Below are 12,753 nucleotides of genomic sequence, written 5' to 3'. Positions count from 1 at the left end.
CCCGTCTCCCCGGGAGATGAAATTGAGAGGGTAGACAACACCGTTACGGTGAGTGTCTAAGCGGTTTCGGGTCCGCTTCCTTCGAGGCCCCTGGCACATAGCCGGGGGCCTCCTTCGTTCTCGGCTACTGCCAGCGGTACCCGGAACCACGCACGGTTTCAATGCGTTCGGCTCCGAATTTGGTGCGCAAGTACCGCACATAAACATCGACGACGTTCGAGCCCGGATCAAAGTCCAGCCCCCACACGCGGCTCAGCAGCTGCTCACGGCTCAGAATCTGACCTGCGTGCCGCAGAAATTGTTCCGCGAGCGCAAATTCACGCGCCGAAAGCTCAACTTCGCGGCCGCTCACGATGGCGCGGCGGCCGATCACATCAAGCGTCACATCGCGGTGCTGAACGGTGGTCGATGTCGATGCCAGCGAGCCCTCGCGCAGGCGCACGCGCACCCGGGCGAGGAGTTCGTCGAACTTAAAGGGCTTGGTGATGTAGTCGTTGGCACCGCTGTCGAGACCTTCGACGGTGTCTCGCGTGCTGGAGCGCGCGGTGAGCATGATGACGGGAAGGGTGGCGCCCTGGCCACGCAGATGCGCGAGCACGTCAAAGCCATCCATCGAGGGCAGGCCAACGTCGAGAAGCAGCAGGCTGTACTCGCCGCCGAGGGCAAGCTCGAGGGCCTCGGCGCCGTCTTCGACCACCGTCGTGGGGTAGCCGGCAGCTTCGAGCCCCTTCGCAACAAATGCGGAGATGCGTGACTCGTCCTCTGCAATCAGGATCCGCGTCATTCTTGTTCCTCTCGCTGCTGCACAACGTCTCCCGCTCGAACCGGAGCCGGCAACGTGGTTCCGCCACCCAGACGGAGCGGAACCTGAATGGTGAAGGTCGCCCCACCACCCGGTGTCTCGCTGACGCTACACGATCCGCCATGAGCGCGTGCAATAACATCGACAATCGCCAAGCCTAGACCCGACCCGCCCACTTCGCGTTTTCCGGCTCCGCGGTCAAAGCGGCGGAAGATGCGGTGGCGTGCGGCGGGCGGAATTCCTGGTCCGTGATCACGCACCCACAGCATCATGGAATCGAGGGTGCGCGCGCTGCCGATTTCGATAGCGGAACCGGTGGGCGTGTACTTTGCGGCGTTATCGCAGAGCGCAAGCCACGCTTGCAAAACGCGGTCGGAGTTGCCGCGAATGATGCCATCGGCAACGCGGGTCACATGCCACGTGTGGCCCGGAATCACGGTGATCAGATCGCCGACGCGCTCGGTGAGTTGCGCGATGTCGATGGATCCCATGGTGTACTCATCGCCCTCGACGGTCGCCAGCGTGTCAATGTCTTCGACCAGACGCGTCATGCGGTCAAGCTCGGAGATGCCGATTTCACGCGCTGCCTGCACATCGAACGGGTCAGACACGTTCATCATTTCGAGGTAGCCGCGAACGATGGTGATTGGGGTCTTGAGTTCGTGCCGCACGTCATCGAGCAGTTGGCGCTGCGCGTTGAGCGAGCCCTCCACCTGATCCATCATGTCGTTCACGTTGGGCGGCGCGGGAGGTTTGGTGGCGAACGTGACAGGGGGCGCTGGCGACGGATCGCTAGCAAACGGCGGGGGCGGAACCTCGTGGGAGCCGCCGGAGTCGGGTGACGCTGACGGGGCAGGGGGTACGAGGCGGGCGAGAATGAACCACGTCACCACCCCCATCACGATGAGGCAGGCGGCGACGGTGATCGCGTAAATCCAGATACTCGCATCGAGCGGCGCGAGCTCGGCCGTCAGGTTGATCACGTGCACATAAATGCCGACCTCGGCACTGCCGTCGACCTGCACCGGAATAGCGATATAGCGCGCCGTTGCCGTGGGCGTGGTGACGGTTCCGAGCACCGGAGTATTGGCCGCGAGCACGTCGCTGACGATCTCGTCGACCGCCGCCTCGTCGTCGGCGAGCCCGAGTGACGGTGCGGTTGATGCGCGGTAGGTCGGAACCCCGTCAATAATGGCGAATGCCGTGGCGTTAACGCCGGGAGGCAGACGTGACACCGCGTCGTAGAGCGCTTCTTCGACATTGTCGAACGCCGTCGCCGGCGGCGGGGAGATAGGGTCTGGCGCCGGGCTCACCAACACATCCACGCTGGATGGCGCCGAGGCTCCCGATAACGCAGAAACCTGGTCGTTCAGCCTTTCATCGACGGCGTGCACAATGCGGTCTCGCTGCATGGCAAACGCGATCGAGCCGGCGAGCGTGAACCCGATCAGCGCCACCGACAGGATGGCGACGATCAGGCGAATGCGCGTCGGAACCGAACGACCAGGTTTCGTCATTCTCCGATTATCGGGGAATGAACGCTTAGCCGGCGTGCGTCATCGACAGCAGGTCGAGCTTTTCGTCCAACTGCTCGATGGTCAGCTCGCCGCGCTCGATGTAGCCGAGCTCGATGACGGCCTCGCGAACGGTGATGCCCTTGGCGACCGCGTACTTAGCAATCTTGGCCGCCGCTTCGTAGCCGATGAGCTTGTTCAGCGGCGTGACGATCGAGGGCGACATGCCAGCAAACGCGGCGGCGCGCTCGAGGTTAGCTTCCAGGCCATCAATGGTCTTGTCGGCAAGAACGCGCACGGCGTTGGAGAGCAGGCGAATCGACTCGAGGAGGGCGGTGCCCATCACGGGAATTGCCACGTTGAGCTCGAACGAGCCCGACGCGCCAGCCCACGCGATCGTGGCATCGTTGCCGATCACGCGGGCGGCAACCATCAGTACAGCCTCGGGAACGACCGGGTTGACCTTACCGGGCATGATCGAGGAGCCGGGCTGCAGGTCAGGAATGTGCAGTTCGCCGAGACCCGTGTTCGGGCCCGAACCCATCCAACGAAGGTCGTTGTTCATCTTGGTCAGCGAGACCGCGATGACGCGCAGTGCGCCAGACGCCTCCACCAAACCGTCGCGGTTGGCCTGAGCCTCAAAGTGGTCCTTGGCCTCGGTGATCGGCAGCTCGGTTTCGGCGGCAAGCAGCTCGATGACTTTCTGCGGAAAACCGAGCGGCGTGTTGATGCCGGTACCGACGGCGGTGCCGCCGAGCGGAACCTCGGCAACGCGGGGGAGGGCGGCGCGCACGCGCTCGATGCCGAGGCGAATCTGGCGAGCGTAGCCGCCGAACTCCTGGCCGAGGGTGACGGGGGTTGCATCCATGAGGTGCGTGCGACCCGACTTGACCGCGTCCTTCCACAGCTCAGCCTTCGCCTCAAGGGCGACGGCGAGGTGGTCAAGCGCGGGGATCAGGTCATCGATGATGGCCTGGGTGACGGCGACGTGCACCGACGTCGGGAAGACGTCGTTGGAGGACTGCGAGGCGTTCACGTGGTCGTTGGGGTGAACCGGCGCGCCGAGCTTGGTGCTGGCCAGGTTTGCCAGCACCTCGTTCATGTTCATGTTCGAGCTGGTGCCCGAACCGGTCTGGTAGGTGTCGACCGGAAACTGGTCGTCGAACTGACCGGTAACAACATCGTCTGCCGCCGCGGCGATGGCGTCGGCGATAGCGCCGTCCAGAACACCCAGTTCCTTGTTGGCGAGGGCTGCTGCCTTCTTGATTCGTGCCAGGGCGGCAATCTGCGTCGATTCCAGCCCCTTGCCCGAGATCGGGAAGTTCTCGACGGCACGCTGCGTCTGAGCGCTATACAGGGCGTTCACGGGGACGCGAACTTCGCCCATCGTGTCGTGCTCAATACGGTATTCGGTGTCAGCCACGATTCTCCTCATGTCTTGCTGATGTGTGGGTCAGGCGTCCGCAGTCGCGGGGCCGACGATAAAGTCGGGCACAGCCGTGCCCTCGGTAAGGCGGTAGTTGGCGGCAACAATGGCCACCTTGCCAGCGTTCACGGCGTCGCTGATGAGCTCGGAAGAGCGCAAGATACCCGCGACCGTGGCGCGCAGGTGTGCGCGGCCAACGTCTTCAGGGGAGACCGTCGACGGCAGCGAATCGGTTTCTTTCATGACGCGGTGCACCGACGGAACGATGGGGGAGATCTGACGCCACACCTGCATGGGCAGCTCCGGCGGGTCGGCGTGCGTGCTTGCGATCGCGGCGGCAACTGCACCACATGCATCGTGACCAAGCACCACGATCAGCGGAATTTCCAGCGCCGCGATGCCGTACTCCAGCGACCCGATCACCGATTCCGAGCTGACCTGGCCGGCGTTTCGAATGACGAAGAGATCGCCCAGGCCCTCATCGAAGATGATTTCTGCGGCGAGGCGTGAGTCAGAGCAGCCGAACACCATGGCGTGCGGGAGCTGCGCACCCGACGTCTCCAATCGCCGCATCGCATCCTGATGCGGGTGCTTGGGGGTTCCGGCGACAAAGCGTGCGTTGCCTGCCTGCATGGCGGCCCACGACTGGGCTGGAGTGAGCTGGGTCACTGGGCTGCATCCTTCAGTTCGGCGATTTGTGGGGCAAGTTCAGCCGCAGTCTCCTGGATCAGCTTTTCCGGAGAGGAGCCAAACACCAGAATCTGGTCGGCTCCGGCGATCGTGCTGAGGGCGTACGAAATGTTGCCGGACTTCGACGGATCGGCGAAGGTGTATGACTGCCATTCGACGCCGTCAAGGGTGAGAACTTCGCCCAGCTTCGCGGCCTGCAGTTCGCGCGACGCCCATCCGGCGTCGGCCTGAATGCCCTGCGAGACGCGCAAGAATCCCTGACCGTCGCCGGGGGCGTAGATGATCTCCCACTGCGTCGGCTGACCGCTGACGAGCTTCGCAGAGTTCACCCGCCAGTCATCTGAAACCGGCGGAACCACCACGGGGTGCTTGATGTCGCGCTCCACGCGCTCGGCGACGGCGGCGACATCGATGGAGGAGGGGCGTTCAATATCGCCACGCGGAACCATGAGCACGATGATGATAACGACGGCGAGCGTTGCGATGAGCGCGGCAAAGAGGTTGCGCATCGTCTGGCTGCCACGGTAGATGCGCGACGCCTCGGCCTTGCGGGCAGCCGTTTCTGACGGCGTTTCTGGCCGGCCAAGCTCTGCGACTACCCGCGCCATTAGTCGTCTCCTGCCACGCCGCGCGCGGCATCGAGCCGCTTCTTGGCCCCGAGCAACCATTCTTCGCAGCGCTGGTAGAGCACCTCGCCGCGCTCCCACAGAGCAATGGATCGCTCAAGCGTCGGTGCGCCCTGTTCGAGTTGGGCTACCACCTGAGTGAGTTCGTCGCGAGCCTGTTCGAACGAGAGATCGTTCACGTCAGCGAATTCCGCGGTCTGTGCGTCGCTCATGTTCTCCATCTTAGATGCGATCCGCGCGGCCCTCTGGCGCGCCCTCCTGCGCTACCTCGCCGCGCGAGACGGCGCTAATGGTTCCCTCCGCCAGCATGACGACGAGTTCGGCTCCGTCGGGGGCATCATCGGGGGTGCGCACGATGCCGTCGCCCCGGCGCTGCACGATGGCGTAGCCGCGGTCCAGCGTGCGCAGGGGGGAGAGGGCGCCCAGCGATGCGTGGAGGCGAGCGATGCGCGTGGCCTCCTGCTCGAGGCTGAGTCCGGTGCGGGCGCGGATGCGCGAGATGGACTGCTCGAGCTGAAGCTCACGATCCTGCAACCAGCGATCGGGGTTGGCGAGCACCGGGCGCGAGTGCAGCTGTTGCACAACGTGTTGTTCATGCTGCAGGCGCCCGGCGAGGCGCGTCATGATGCGGGAGCGAGCATCTCGCACCAGGGCGAGTTGCTCAGAGATATCCGGAACCACGCGCTTGGCGGCGTCGGTGGGTGTTGAGGCGCGCAGGTCGGCGACGTCATCGAGCAGCGGGCGGTCGTTCTCGTGGCCGATGGCGCTCACGATCGGGGTGTGCGCCGCGGCGACCGCACGCAGGAGCCGCTCATCGCTAAAGCCGAGGAGGTCTTGGAAGTCGCCGCCGCCGCGCGCGAAGATGATGACATCGACCTCAGGATCGGCGTCAAGTTTCTGCAACGCGGCCAGCAGTTGCGGAACCGATTGCTCGCCCTGCACCGCCGCATGCTCCACCCGAAAGGAGACGTTCGGCCAGCGCAGCTCCGCGTTTCGCAGCACGTCTTTCTCGGCATCGGTTGCCTTGCCGGTGATCAGCCCGACGGTTGTGGGCAAGAACGGTAGCGATCGCTTGCGCGACGCGTCAAGCAGGCCTTCGGAGCGCAGTTGCTGGCGCAGGCGCTCCAGCTTTTCCAGCAGATCGCCAAGACCAACTTGCTTCATGGCCGAGACAATGAAGCTCAGTTCGCCCCGCTGCGCGCGGTATTCGGGCTTAACGCACACCACGACGCGGTCGCCCGCCTTGATGTCTTGCGGAATACGGTTGCGCACGCTTGACCAGATCGTCAGGCGAATGATGGCATCGCCATTCATGTCACGCAACGTCGCAAATGTGCCGACGGCCCGATGGTTCCATTCGGTGATTTCACCCTCAACCCACGGCGAGCCGAGGCGCGCGATGTAGTCGCGCATATCGCGGCCGAGATCGCCTACCTGGCACGGCATATCCGCCGTCGAATCGCGCGGGCGCACCGCCGGGGTAAAGGAGGGGCCGCTGGCCGGATTGGTCATTCGTGTCCTCTCGGGGCTTGATCAGTTGTTCGCCGATAGAATCAAGGGGTGAGTACCCCTGCCGTGCGCCTGCCTATTCCCCGTGTCCCTGGGCGTCGTGAGCGACTCCAGAATATCCCGGTTGATGGGCCCAAGAAGGTTCTGCTCGCCGCCCCCCGCGGATACTGCGCCGGTGTTGACCGTGCCGTGGTCGCGGTGGAGAAGGCTTTGGAGCGTTACGGCGCGCCGGTTTACGTGCGCAAACAGATCGTGCACAACATTCACGTCGTCACCGAGCTGGAGAAGATGGGTGCCATCTTTGTCGAGGAGGTAGACGAGGTTCCGTCTGGCGCGCACGTTGTCTTTAGCGCCCACGGAGTTTCACCCGCCGTGGTGAACGCGGCGGCCGACCGCGAACTGCACGCGATTGATGCCACCTGCCCGCTGGTGACCAAGGTGCACCGCGAGGCGGTGCGTTTTGCGCGCGACGACTACCAAATCTTGCTCATCGGCCACGAAGGGCACGAAGAGGTTGAGGGTACCGCAGGGGAGGCGCCCGATCACGTGACCATCGTGAACTCTCCCGATGAGGCCGACACGATTGAAGTCGCCGACCCGAACAAGGTGGTGTGGCTGTCGCAGACGACGCTGTCGGTCGACGAGACCATGGAGACGGTTCGGCGGTTGCGGGAGCGCTTCCCCAACCTGCAAGACCCGCCGTCGGACGATATTTGCTATGCGACGCAGAACCGTCAGGTCGCGATCAAGAAGGTCGCGAAAGACGCCGATCTGGTGATTGTGGTGGGCTCGGCGAACTCGTCCAACAGTGTGCGACTGGTGGAAGTGGCGTTGGAGTACGGCGCGAAGGCTGCCTACCGCGTTGACTACGTCGATGAGGTCAAGCAGGAGTGGCTCGATGGGGTCAAGACTGTTGGCGTGACGAGCGGCGCCTCGGTGCCGGAAATTCTCGTGCAGGAGGTGCTCGCCGAGCTGGCTGGCGCCGGATACGCCGATGTCGAAGAGGTGCGCACCGCCGAGGAAGACCTTATGTTCTCGCTGCCGAAGGAGCTTCGACAGGATGCGTCTGGTCGTCGCGACGAGCGCGCACTGGGCGGACGTCGCGACTGACACAGCGGATGCAAAGGCTGCGGCCGTAGCATATTGACATGTCTGACCCACAGGGGCGCCCTCGCCCGCAATACGGCGAGTATGCATCCGAGAGCGAGCAGCGTGCTCACATTCGTGAACCGTTGCCCGAGGTAACACCCACGCCGTTGACCCCTCCCGCTGACGCGAGCGTTTACGCGGATCGCACCCCTGGTTCCGCGGCTCCGTCTGGTCTGAACGCCGGTTTTGGCCCAGGCGCTCGTGCGGGTGCCGCAGGTGCCGCGGTCGACCCGGCGCGGGCTGCACGTCAGACCGATCGCATCATCACCATCGCCCTGCTGGCGTTCGGCGCGCTCAACGTGATCACCACGTTCTTCTCGTTCCAAGACTTCGCCGCCATGGTGGATCGGTCGTACCTGATCATGGGCATCGACGGATCATTCTCGAACTTCGAGTCCGGAAAGCTGTGGGGCACGATCGCCTCGCTGGTGTTGCTGGCCGGTTACGTTGGCACCGTCATCATCGCGCGTGGGCGGATGAAGGCGAACAAGACGGCCTGGTGGGTTGCCATCGCGGGCGCCGTCGTGACGTACGTGATCATCATGGCGTGCATCTCGGTTCCGCTCATGTCAGACCCGGCGTTTGTTGACTACTTGGTTTCAAACCAGCCGTCGTAGGCGCAGCGCCTGACGGTGCGTGAGCGGTTCTAGGCACGAAAATGGTCCTCGGCGGGTGCCGAGGACCATTTTCGTTGTCGTTTAGCTCTGCGACTTGCCGAACGAGCCCAGCTGCTTGGTGGCCTCAACAACACGAGCGGCCATGGCCGACTCTGCGACCTTGCCCCACGCGCGCGGGTCGTACTGCTTCTTGTTGCCGACCTCGCCATCGATCTTGAGCACGCCGTCGTAGTTCCTCATCATGTAGCCGGCAACCGCACGGGTGAAGGCGTACTGAGTGTCGGTGTCGATGTTCATCTTGACGACGCCGTTGGCGACAGCGAGTGCGATTTCTTCATCGGTCGAGCCGGAACCACCGTGGAACACGAGGTCAAGCGGCTTGGGGCCGGTGCCGAACTGGGCGGCAATGCCCGCCTGAATTTCGCCGAGGAGTTCCGGGCGGAGCTTCACATTGCCCGGCTTGTAGACGCCGTGCACGTTGCCGAACGTCAGGGCGGCGATCCAGCGGCCGTTCTCGCCGAGACCGAGCGCCTCAACGGCCTGCGCCACATCGCCGGTGGTGGTGTAAAGCGCGTCGTTGGAACCTTCGTGCTGCACGCCGTCTTCCTCGCCGCCGACGACACCAATCTCGACCTCAAGGATCGCGTTGATGGCCTTCATGCGTGGCAGCAGTTCGCGTGCGATCTCGATGTTCTCCGCGAGTGGCACGGCCGAGCCATCCCACATGTGCGACTGGAAGATCGGCTCGCCGCCGGCCTTGACCTGCTCTTCGCTGGCCTCCAGAAGGGGCAGCAAGAACGAGCCGAGGGCATCCTTCGGGCAGTGGTCGGTGTGCACAGCAACCGTGATGGGGTAGCTCTTGGCAACTTCGGCAACGAAGCGTGCCATCGCCAGTGCGCCGGTCGCGCGAGCCTTCACGGTCTGACCGGCAAAGTAGTCGGCACCGCCGGTGGTGACCTGAAGGATGCCGTCGGAGCCGGCTTCGGTCAGACCCTGCAGGACCGCATTGATCGACTGCGAGCTGGCCACGTTGATGGCGGGGTAGGCGAAACCTCCTGCCTTTGCGCGCGAAAGCATGTCTGCATACTGATCGGGGGTTGCCAAGGGCATGGAGTCTCCTTCAGAGCGGTGAAGAGGTGTCTCGCTTACTCTAGCGAAGCGTAGGGATGTGCGCTTTCTCTATGTCGGAGCCGGTAATCGGAACCATCTTTGCTGCTCGCGAAAGAATGGCAATTCCTACGGTGCTGGTTTCGGAAACAGCGCCATTTTCTGACGCCTGCATCGATACGCTGAGGTCATGGTGAGCCTGACGGCAGATATGTCCCCCCTTCGTCCCGACCGAAACTTGGCAATGGAGCTCGTGCGAGCGACGGAGGCCGCGTCGATTCGCGCCGTACCGTTTATCGGCCGCGGCGCCAAAGAAGAAGCCGACGGAGCGGCCGTTGACGCGATGCGCGCGTTCCTTCGCACCGTGAACTTTGACGGTCGCATCGTGATTGGTGAGGGCGAGAAAGACAACGCTCCCATGCTCTTCAACGGGGAGCACGTTGGTTCCGGTCAAGGAATGCAGTGCGATGTCGCCGTTGACCCGATCGACGGAACCACGCTGACCGCGATGGGGCGCAACAACGCGCTGTCTGTGATTGCGGTTGCTGACCGCGGCACGATGCTCGACGCCTCCAGCGTTTTTTACATGGACAAGCTGGTGACGGGCCCCGCCGGTGTCGGCGTCGTCGACATTCGCCTGCCGATTGGTGAGAACATTCGCCTGCTGGCGAAGGCGCTGGGCAAACCGGTCGAGGAGATGGTGGTTTCGGTGCTGCACCGTCCTCGCCACGAGAAGCTGATTCAGGAGATCCGCGAGGCTGGCGCAGGCACCCGCCTCATGACCGACGGTGACGTCGCCGGTGGCATCAACGCCGCGCGCCACAATGCGCGCACCGACATGTGCGTTGGCGTCGGCGGTAGCCCCGAGGGCATCGTGACGGCGTGCGCGATCAAGGCTCTGGGCGGCCACATTCAGGGGCGCCTCTGGCCGCAGACTGATGACGAAGAGCAGCGCGGCCGCGACGCCGGACTGAAGTTTGACGGTCACGTCTACGAGGCTGACGAGCTGGTCGCCAGCGACAACACGATTTTCGTCGCAACCGGTGTGACCGACGGCCAGCTGGTCGCCGGCGTGCGCCGCGAGGGCGACTACATCTACACCGAGTCGGTCGTGCTACGAAGCGCATCCGGAACCTTGCGTCGCGTCTCCTCGGAGCACCTCGTGTCGAAGTGGTTCGGTTGAGCTCAGTTTTTCGGGCTGAGATGCCTGGATTTGCGGGGTGAGATGCCCGGTATGAAGTGCCGAGTCCATGGGGCTCGGCACTTTCTCGTTAGTGGGTTTTCTGCTGCCCAAACGTGCTATTTCGTTACCGGTTCGCCACCTGGCCGTTGCGAAAACGTGGCCGCTTCGTGACGTGTCTGCCGGTGACGCTCAGGTTCGTGGTGGGAAGATAGATGTTACGAGCCGCGCGAATAACGCGCGTCGTGCGATTAAGAGGTTTGATCATGGCAATAGATGCGAGTCGCCCGGCAACGGCCGCCCACGCCGTCATTGCAGACGCAACCGACCCCGCACGTCGCAAAGACGTTCTGTTTCGTAAGCGTCGCGCCGCGGGCGAAGAGATGAGCTCGTGGTGGCCCGTCGCCGCCTTCGTCTTCGTGACGATCTGCGTCGTCTCACTGCTCAGCTTCATCCCCGGCTAACCCGAATTCCCCGGGCGACGGATGGCCTTCCCCACGCCGCAATTGGGCTTCCTCGCGCCGCGACTGGGTGGTTCCATCGTCCTGCGTGGTTCCCCGGTTCAGGGCGTGGTTTCCAGTCTCGGCGGCGTGGTTTCCCGGTTTCGAAGGGGTGCCTCGGATGAGGCGTCCCCACAACCCACCTGGTTCCAGGTCCATCCCTATGTGAGCTCGCGGCCGCGGCGTTATGCATCAGAGAATGTGAAATTTCGTACCCATCCGTCACTCCCGCCACTCTGGCACCAGGTTTTGATGCATAACTGAGCCTCGCGGCATGTGGTTCCACGCGGGCAGGGTGTCGGCCAGCAGTAGGGCGTCGGACCGAAGCTGGACGCCGTGATGTCCGACACCACTGGCAGAGATCGGGACTTCGGACACCTCGCGCCGACTGAACAACCCGCCGCGGCGAGGACGGCTATCGGTCGTCGTGGCGCCTCGACGATTGACGTGCGCAGCATGGTTCCATACCTTCGTAGACCCGTCGGCGGCAGGCCTGCGCGGTTCCGCTAGAAACGCCCCGGGTGAGGCAAGGGCCGATATGGCTGACCGTGATCACCTTCCATTTTCGCCACTTTGGCACCGGCGCCGGATGCATAACGTCGCGTTGGAACCAGCATGCGACTTCCGCACGACGGTCCAGCTAGACGAGATAGAGCGCGCCGAGAACAGCGGCGAGTACCTGAGGCCAGTCGTGAACCACGAGGGCGTAGTCGAAGCGGAGAGTTCGATAGCCTGCCTCGGCGGCTCGTGCGTCGCGGACCAGGTCCTTGTGGCGGGACGTCGGATCGGCGTGACCGAGCCTTCCATCAACCTCGAGAATAAGGTGCTCGACAACAAAGTCGACTCGACCCACGCGTGGGATGTTCACTTGCGTGCGCAGAATGATGCCCGCGGCTCGAAGCCTCAGACGTAGGAGCGACTCGAGCCCACTTTCCGCATCGGGTCGCGCGATGTCGATGAGGTGCTTGAGTCGAGCCGGCACGCGGGAGCGAATTCGGGCGCGATCCGCGCGGGTGAGAAGTCGCAAGTGCCAGGCGGATTCGAATGCGGCGAAGAAGGCCTCGCTTGTCAGGCAGCGCGCCGCATGAATGAAAGCTTCGCGAATAGGCATCACACCGAATGGCTGGCGACCCGGGGAGCGATGCGTCACACAGCTGCAGTTGGGGTGGGGATGTATACGGCTTCCGGTCGGCACATGCACGTGAAGAACGTTGTCATGGAGCACCCAAACGCCGTAGTGGCGAAGCGCGGACACACACGTCGCGGTGCCCCCATGCCAGGCCGCAGTCGCTGTCTCGCTGTCCGCGTCGGAAGCGACAATACCCTTGCGGAGCTTGACGGCTGTTCCATCCGACAGGGCCTGGGCGAGCGTCGTGTGGGTCACACCAATTGCGTATAGCGAATGCGTTCTAGCGACGCCGCCCTGGCTGGAGAGTGCTTGGAGAACCTGCATCCCGCCACTGTGCGCGTCGCACCGTCTCATTTGCGGATCCCGACCTCAACTGTGGGTAGGACGGGCCGCTACCTTCAGTTGGGGAGAAAACCCACGGCGAGCTGAGAAGCGAACAAGCAAGTGGACATCACGCCAACTCGACTGGCGTCTGGAGTGCCAACTGAACGGACTTGACAGGGC

The 12,753-nt window shown here is 63.7% G+C and carries 13 protein-coding genes; 4 read left to right on the top strand and 9 right to left on the bottom strand.

The window, feature by feature from the left end:
• Positions 1-124: 124 nt before the first annotated feature.
• From FVP60_RS03235 to xseA, 7 genes are read right to left on the bottom strand one after another with little or no spacing between them, the layout of a single operon-like run.
• Positions 125-784, bottom strand: a complete 660-nt coding sequence (locus FVP60_RS03235) for a response regulator transcription factor (protein ID WP_147824811.1) — start codon at positions 782-784, stop codon at positions 125-127.
• Positions 781-2,319 carry a sensor histidine kinase gene (locus FVP60_RS12975; RefSeq protein ID WP_187240542.1) on the bottom strand — a complete coding sequence of 513 codons (1,539 nt, stop codon included), beginning with the start codon at positions 2,317-2,319 and terminating at the stop codon, positions 781-783. Before FVP60_RS12975 ends, FVP60_RS03235 begins: the two co-directional genes overlap by 4 nt.
• 25 nt (positions 2,320-2,344) lie before the next feature.
• Positions 2,345-3,751, bottom strand: coding sequence for a class II fumarate hydratase (locus FVP60_RS03225; protein WP_187240541.1), 1,407 nt, complete (start codon positions 3,749-3,751; stop codon positions 2,345-2,347).
• 18 nt (positions 3,752-3,769) lie between these two features.
• A complete protein-coding gene (locus tag FVP60_RS03220; protein WP_147825485.1) occupies positions 3,770-4,375 on the bottom strand; it encodes a carbonic anhydrase in 606 nt (201 codons plus the stop codon).
• Positions 4,376-4,407: 32 nt separating this feature from the next.
• Entirely contained in the window at positions 4,408-5,040 is a 633-nt protein-coding gene (locus tag FVP60_RS03215) for a DUF4245 family protein (protein ID WP_147824809.1), read from the bottom strand.
• On the bottom strand, positions 5,040-5,270 hold the full coding sequence (locus FVP60_RS03210; protein ID WP_147824808.1) for an exodeoxyribonuclease VII small subunit: 231 nt from the start codon (positions 5,268-5,270) through the stop codon (positions 5,040-5,042). Before FVP60_RS03210 ends, FVP60_RS03215 begins: the two co-directional genes overlap by 1 nt.
• Before the next feature lie 10 nt (positions 5,271-5,280).
• A complete protein-coding gene (gene xseA, locus FVP60_RS03205; protein ID WP_147824807.1) occupies positions 5,281-6,570 on the bottom strand; it encodes an exodeoxyribonuclease VII large subunit in 1,290 nt (429 codons plus the stop codon).
• A gap of 75 nt (positions 6,571-6,645) precedes the next feature.
• Between xseA and FVP60_RS03200 the strand changes: the two genes are divergently transcribed.
• Together FVP60_RS03200 and FVP60_RS03195 are read left to right on the top strand one after the other, a co-directional pair.
• Positions 6,646-7,677 (top strand): 4-hydroxy-3-methylbut-2-enyl diphosphate reductase, encoded by a 1,032-nt coding sequence (locus tag FVP60_RS03200; protein ID WP_147825484.1) that lies wholly within the window; start codon positions 6,646-6,648, stop codon positions 7,675-7,677.
• Between the two features lie 38 nt (positions 7,678-7,715).
• Positions 7,716-8,333 carry a DUF6264 family protein gene (locus tag FVP60_RS03195; RefSeq protein WP_147824806.1) on the top strand — a complete coding sequence of 206 codons (618 nt, stop codon included), beginning with the start codon at positions 7,716-7,718 and terminating at the stop codon, positions 8,331-8,333.
• Positions 8,334-8,414: 81 nt separating this feature from the next.
• On the opposite strand, the gene fbaA is transcribed toward FVP60_RS03195, so the two are convergent.
• Complete coding sequence (gene fbaA / locus FVP60_RS03190) at positions 8,415-9,443, bottom strand: class II fructose-bisphosphate aldolase (RefSeq protein WP_147824805.1); 1,029 nt, start codon at positions 9,441-9,443, stop codon at positions 8,415-8,417.
• A 187-nt stretch (positions 9,444-9,630) separates the two neighbouring features.
• Between fbaA and glpX the strand changes: the two genes are divergently transcribed.
• The gene (glpX, locus tag FVP60_RS03185; protein ID WP_147824804.1) at positions 9,631-10,623 is read left to right on the top strand and encodes a class II fructose-bisphosphatase; all 993 of its coding nucleotides are present in this window, start codon (positions 9,631-9,633) and stop codon (positions 10,621-10,623) included.
• Positions 10,624-10,886: 263 nt separating this feature from the next.
• Positions 10,887-11,084 (top strand): UDP-N-acetylmuramyl pentapeptide phosphotransferase, encoded by a 198-nt coding sequence (locus FVP60_RS03180; RefSeq protein WP_147824803.1) that lies wholly within the window; start codon positions 10,887-10,889, stop codon positions 11,082-11,084.
• A gap of 676 nt (positions 11,085-11,760) precedes the next feature.
• Here FVP60_RS03180 and FVP60_RS03175 read toward each other — a convergent pair.
• On the bottom strand, positions 11,761-12,504 hold the full coding sequence (locus tag FVP60_RS03175) for an endonuclease domain-containing protein (RefSeq protein WP_246132437.1): 744 nt from the start codon (positions 12,502-12,504) through the stop codon (positions 11,761-11,763).
• Positions 12,505-12,753: the final 249 nt, after the last annotated feature.

The sequence above is a fragment of the Microbacterium mitrae genome (assembly GCF_008017445.1).
In the GTDB taxonomy this organism is placed as follows: Bacteria; Actinomycetota; Actinomycetes; order Actinomycetales; family Microbacteriaceae; genus Microbacterium; species Microbacterium mitrae.
Note: the sequence above shows the minus strand (reverse complement) of the source record. Positions and strands in the feature narration are given on the sequence as shown.

Excerpts from the sequence above, each read along its gene's own strand:
- xseA (WP_147824807.1), bottom strand. The coding sequence starts at position 6,570 with ATGACCAATCCGGCCAGCGGCCCCTCCTTTACCCCGGCGGTGCGCCCG.
- FVP60_RS03180 (WP_147824803.1), top strand. The coding sequence starts at position 10,887 with ATGGCAATAGATGCGAGTCGCCCGGCAACGGCCGCCCACGCCGTCATT.
- FVP60_RS03235 (WP_147824811.1), bottom strand. The coding sequence starts at position 784 with ATGACGCGGATCCTGATTGCAGAGGACGAGTCACGCATCTCCGCATTT.
- FVP60_RS03225 (WP_187240541.1), bottom strand. The coding sequence starts at position 3,751 with ATGAGGAGAATCGTGGCTGACACCGAATACCGTATTGAGCACGACACG.
- FVP60_RS03215 (WP_147824809.1), bottom strand. The coding sequence starts at position 5,040 with ATGGCGCGGGTAGTCGCAGAGCTTGGCCGGCCAGAAACGCCGTCAGAA.
- FVP60_RS12975 (WP_187240542.1), bottom strand. The coding sequence starts at position 2,319 with ATGACGAAACCTGGTCGTTCGGTTCCGACGCGCATTCGCCTGATCGTC.
- FVP60_RS03220 (WP_147825485.1), bottom strand. The coding sequence starts at position 4,375 with ATGCAGGCAGGCAACGCACGCTTTGTCGCCGGAACCCCCAAGCACCCG.
- fbaA (WP_147824805.1), bottom strand. The coding sequence starts at position 9,443 with ATGCCCTTGGCAACCCCCGATCAGTATGCAGACATGCTTTCGCGCGCA.
- FVP60_RS03195 (WP_147824806.1), top strand. The coding sequence starts at position 7,716 with ATGTCTGACCCACAGGGGCGCCCTCGCCCGCAATACGGCGAGTATGCA.
- glpX (WP_147824804.1), top strand. The coding sequence starts at position 9,631 with ATGGTGAGCCTGACGGCAGATATGTCCCCCCTTCGTCCCGACCGAAAC.
- FVP60_RS03210 (WP_147824808.1), bottom strand. The coding sequence starts at position 5,270 with ATGAGCGACGCACAGACCGCGGAATTCGCTGACGTGAACGATCTCTCG.